This is a genomic window from Propionivibrio sp., from assembly GCF_017995515.1.
Lineage (GTDB): Bacteria > Pseudomonadota > Gammaproteobacteria > Burkholderiales > Rhodocyclaceae > Propionivibrio.
Genome location: NZ_JAGOIT010000068.1, coordinates 13,342 through 18,461, shown reverse-complemented (window position 1 = coordinate 18,461; position 5,120 = coordinate 13,342). Strand labels below are relative to the sequence as shown.

The window sequence follows — 5,120 nt, the reverse complement described above, 5'->3', positions numbered from 1 at the left end:
TTGATCCGTACAGCTTGCCAGGGATGATCACAGGCTTGGGCAGATTGACTACGATGCTGCCTGGCAATCGTCCTGTACCGAGCCGTATCGAATGCTATGCTTGGCCAGGCGTTATGGGAAGGGGAGATTGTTCTCTCCGCCAGTTGAATCGTGAACATTGAGGATGAGGCAAATGCAGCTGATGTTGATACTCGGGATCGTCTTCGCGATCGGTGCCGTCCTTTTCGCTCTGCAGAACAATGTGGCGATTACGGTGGCTTTCGCCGTCTGGCAATTCGAGGGGTCGCAGGCGCTCGTGCTTCTGTTGACGCTCGGGCTGGGTGTGCTGATCGCCGGGCTGGTTTCGTCACCGACGATCATTCGGCGCCAGTGGGAGGCCGCACGCATGCGCCGCCAGATTGCCGATCTCGAGCGCCAGGTGGCCGGGCTGCAGCGCAGCGAAGCGGAACTTGCCGCCCGTCTGCAGCAGTTGTCGCCGAACTCCGTAAGCGAGCCCGTGAGCGAACAGAAGCCGTATGTCGGCTTGCGCAGCCTGATCGGGGGAGCTGGCGCGGGGAGCGGCGAAAAATCGCCAGCAAACGTGCCGGCAAACCAGCCAACGGCCGGCGACGCAACGCGCTAATCCGGTTTGCGCCGATACCGACGTTCAGCGGGCAGTTAGGCCGGTTCCATCGTGTGGCGTTCTCGTCTTGTTGCCTTCGCACTGGCCGGACTGCTGGCGTCTTCCGGCGCCGGCGCGGCGCCGAAGCTGGTCGCGCCGGAATCGGTGCGCGAACTGCTGCAGACGCATCTGTCGCGGGCCGGGCTGGACGGCGAAACATCCGATGCCACGGCGCGTCTGGCGACCGAGCGGCGGCTGCGCAAGGAAGCCGACGAACTGCTGGCGACCGAAGGCTACTTCTCGCCGCGGATCGACATCCTGGATGGCGCGGAAGGACCGGTGATCCAGGTTGAAACCGGAGCGCGCGCGCATATCGGCAGCGTCAGCATTGAAATTCGCGGGGCGATCGACGCCGAGCGGCGCGGCAAGCTGATTGCCGGCTGGGGCTTGCCGGCGCAGACGCCGTTCCGCCAGGCAACGTGGGATGACGCCAAGAACGGCCTGCTGCGCGAATTGATGGCCGTCGATCACGCCGGTGCGCGCCTTGTTTCTAGCGTCGCGGAGGTTGATGCGCAAGCGGCCCGCGTCGATTTGACGCTGGTCTACGACGCTGGCCCGCGCTATCGCTACGGCGAAGTCCGCATTCTCGGTCTCGGGCGCTATCAACGGTCGCTCGTCGAGCGTTACAGCAAGGAGCTTCAGCCGGGCGCGGTCTATCGCCAGGACGATTTGCTCGCCGTGCAGAGCGCATTGCAGAACACGCCGTACTTCTCGTCGGTCAGCGTCGATCTCGAGAGCGCGTTGCTGGCAGCCGGAGACGGGAGCGAACCGGGCGTCGATGGCGACGTGCGGGTGCCGGTCGTCATCCGCCTGCGCGAACGCGCGCCGTTCGGTGTATCCCTTGGTGCCGGTTACAGCTCGAATACCGGCGCACGCGTCGAGGGCAACTTCACCAGCGCCGATTTTTCCGGCCGCGCCTGGGAGCTGAGTACCGGCGCGCGCATCGAGCAGTTGCGGCAGAGCGCCTACGCCGACGTCTTTCTGCCGCCCGACCGCGACCGACGGCAGCGCGACAGCTTCGGTACCTTTGTCGAGAGGTCGGACATTCAGGGCCTGGCGCTTGAGCGCGTGGCCTTCGCCGCGTCGCGTGTGCAGCAGCGCGGCAGCATCGAGCAGCGGTTCGGCGTGAACTGGCAGTACGAGCGGCAGAACACGGAAGGCGAGGCGGAGAGCACCAATCAGGCGCTCACGGCACAGGCCGGCTGGGTCTGGCGGTCGGCGAACGATCCTCAGGATCCGGCGGAGGGCATCGTCGCCCAGCTGCAGTTGGGTGGCGCGGCGAAGGCGCTGCTTTCCGACCAGAACTTCCTGCGCAGCTATTTCCGCTACAGCCAGGGGATTCCGCTCGGAAAAGACGACAGCCTCCTGCTGCGCGGCGAAGTCGGCATCACCGCGGCGCCTTCACGCGAAGGCATCCCGCAGGACTATCTGTTCCGCGCCGGCGGCAGCAACTCGGTGCGCGGCTATGCCTACCAGAGCCTCGGCGTGCGGGAAGGTTCGGCGACGCTGGGCGGGCGCTATCTTCTTACGTTGAGCGCCGAATACACGCACTGGCTCAATTCGGCGTGGGGCCTCGCCGTATTCGCCGACGCCGGCCAGGCGGGCGACGATCGCGATGTCTTCAAACTGGCGCCCGGTTACGGTATTGGCGCTCGCTGGAAGAGCCCGGCCGGCCCCCTGGCCATCGACCTCGCGTGGGGACAGCGCGAAGGCGAGCTGCGTTTGCACTTCTCGCTCGCGGTCCCGTTCTGAGGCGCTGCATGAACGACGATACCGCACCGAAACCGCACCCGCCGCGCCGCCGCTGGCCAATCGTCGTCGCCGTCGCCGTGACGCTTCCGCTCGCGGCGACGGGTTGGCTGGGGGCGAGCGAAGCGGGCTTGCGCCTGCTGTGCGCCGGACTGGCGCGGATCAGCGACGGGCGGCTGCAGATCGAAGCGCCCGAAGGTCGCCTGCTTGGCGACTGGCGCGCGCAGTCGGTGCGTTGGCTGGATGCAGCACACGACGTGGAACTGCGGCGCTTGCAGGTGAGCTGGACGCCGCGCGAGCTGCTGCGCGGCCGGCTGGCGATCGAGCGTATCGAGGCTGACAGCGTGCGCTACGTCGCGGCGCCGAGCAGTACGGCGATGACCATGCCGGACAGCCTGCAACTGCCTTTGCCGGTGAGCATCAAGCGCCTGGTTGTCGGCGCGCTGCTGTCGGGACAACCGGATGCAAGCCCGACGATGCTGGCCAGGAGCGTCGACGCCACCCTGAGCAGCGCCGGCCGGCAGCATCGCATCGATCATCTGCAGGCACGTGTCGGTGCGCTGGAATTGGCCGGCGACGCCACGCTGGCTGCGAATCCGCCATTCGATCTCCGCGCCGCAGCCGTGGTCAGCGGCAGCGCGCTCGACCAGTCGTTCAAACTCGACCTGCGCGGGAGTGGTCAGCTCGCGCAGCTCGGTGTCGAGGGGGCGGTCGTCGCTGGCGCCGACGCGGTTGGTGGCAACGCCAAGGCCGCCGGCACCTTGAGCGCGCTGCTGACGCCGTTCGCCGAACGGCCGCTGGCGTCGCTCGCCATGCACTTCACCGGTATCGATCCGGCCGTATTTGCCCCTGATGTGCCGCACGCCCTGCTCGATATCGATGCGATGCTGCAAAGCAAACCGGCGGACGGATCGGCCGTGAGCGGCGAACTCCGTGTGAGCAATCAGCGCGCAGGCGCCCTCGATCGCCAGCTGATTCCGGTTGAGCGCCTGCAAACCGGCCTCGACTGGAAAGACGGCCGATTGGCTTTCCCTGACCTGACGCTGGCGTTGTCGGGCGGTGGCTGGCTCAAGGGCCGGGGCGCCGTCGTTGACGGCAGGCTTGAACTCGATCTGGATGCGCACGCGGTCGATGCTCGCGCCGTGCACGGCGATCTCTTGCCGACACGGCTCGCCGGACCGCTTCGCGCGCAACTTGGCAATGAGCGCCAGAACTTCGACCTGCAACTACGCGACGCGCAATACGCGATCGATGCGCGCGCGAGCGTCGCTGACGAGGCCGTCGAAGTCGCCCGTCTGCAACTCGCGGCCGGCGACGCTCGACTCGCTGCGCAGGGACGGCTGGCGCTGACAGGAGAAAAGCGCTTCACGGCGCAAGGCGAGCTGCGCAACTTCGATCCAGCGCGCTTCTTCAAGATGAAGAGTCCGCTGCGCAGCCTGTTCAATGCCGATCTCGCGGCAAGCGGAGCGCTCGGTCCGGCGCTTGAACTGGCGCTGACGTTCAACCTGCGCGATAGCCGCCTGGGAACGCAGAAACTTGGGGGCAAGGGCGTCATCGACCTGCGCGGCGCGCATTTGCGCAAGATCGACGTTGATCTCGACGCAGCCGGCAACCGCCTGAACGCGGCGGGCGCGTTCGGTCGGGCCGGCGATTCCCTGCGCTTGCGGCTGCAGGCGCCGAGGCTTGAAACCATCGGACTGGCCGGACTGGCTGGCGACGCCAAGGCCGACATCGTCGTCGGCGGGATGGCGGATAACCTCGAGTTCTCGGGAGAACTGCAGTCGGAACAATTGCGGCTGGCCGAGTCGCTGGTGCTGCGCGGGCTGTCATTCCACGGGCAACTGGCGCCCGGTTCGCAAGGTCATTTGCGTGGCCGGCTACGCTGTACGGCGTGCGCGATGCCGGCGCAGGGTATTCCGGCGCTCACCGTTGAGCTGGACGTCGAGGGCATGCGTAGCCAGCATCGCTTGACCGGACAGCTTGGGCTGAGCGAAGAAAAAGAACGTCGACGCGAACTGCGCTTCGTGCTCGATGGCGGCCTCGCGGCGCAGGCGAAACGACGGTCAGGCGCCGCTTCGTCGCTCGCCTGGCGCGGCGTGCTGAGCGAACTGAACCTCGGCAGCCGGCAGACGGCGAGCAGCGCACCCTTGCTGCACCTGGTCAAACCGGCTGCACTGAGCATTGCCGGATCGGCCGTCGCCTTCGGCCCGGCAGCCTTCGACGGGCTCGTCGGCGATCTGCGCCTCGAACAGCTCGCGCTGGACAAGGGCCGCTGGCAAAGCGCCGGGCGTTGGCAGCAGATTCGCCCGCAGACGCTCCTCGCCGAGTTTCCGTCGCTGCACGCTAGGCTGACGGCGCTCAGCGCAGCGAATCCGCAGCCCTTGGTGCTCGCCGGCGACTGGACGCTTGTGCTTGACGGCAAGCCGGCGGCACTTCCCGTCGGACGCATCGGCGTCTGGCGCGAAAGTGGCGATCTCGTGTTTGGCGATCTGGCGCTCGGCCTGAGCGAGGCGCGTGTGCAGGCCAGCCTGGGCGAGGGGCGGCTGGTCGCCATGGCGCAGCTGCGCGGCGCGCGCCTGGGCGAAATCAGCGCCGACTTCACGGCGCCGAGCGCGCGCCGGGCGGACGGCAGCATCGCCGCACTGATCGATCCGGCGGCGGCCTGGATGGGGCGTTTGCAGGCAAGCGTGCCGGATGTCGGCTGGCTCGG

The 5,120-nt window shown here is 67.4% G+C and carries 3 protein-coding genes; all 3 read left to right on the top strand.

Features of this window, described 5'->3' with window-relative positions; genetic code table 11:
• Nucleotides 1–172 precede the first annotated feature (172 nt).
• A complete protein-coding gene (locus KBA32_RS11770; protein WP_294359137.1) occupies nucleotides 173–622 on the top strand; it encodes a lipopolysaccharide assembly LapA domain-containing protein in 450 nt (149 codons plus the stop codon).
• Between the two features lie 51 nt (nucleotides 623–673).
• A complete protein-coding gene (locus tag KBA32_RS11765) occupies nucleotides 674–2,413 on the top strand; it encodes an autotransporter assembly complex family protein (RefSeq protein WP_294359136.1) in 1,740 nt (579 codons plus the stop codon).
• A gap of 8 nt (nucleotides 2,414–2,421) precedes the next feature.
• Nucleotides 2,422–5,120 (top strand): hypothetical protein (locus KBA32_RS11760; RefSeq protein ID WP_294359134.1); only part of this gene is annotated, 2,699 nt, incomplete at its 3' end.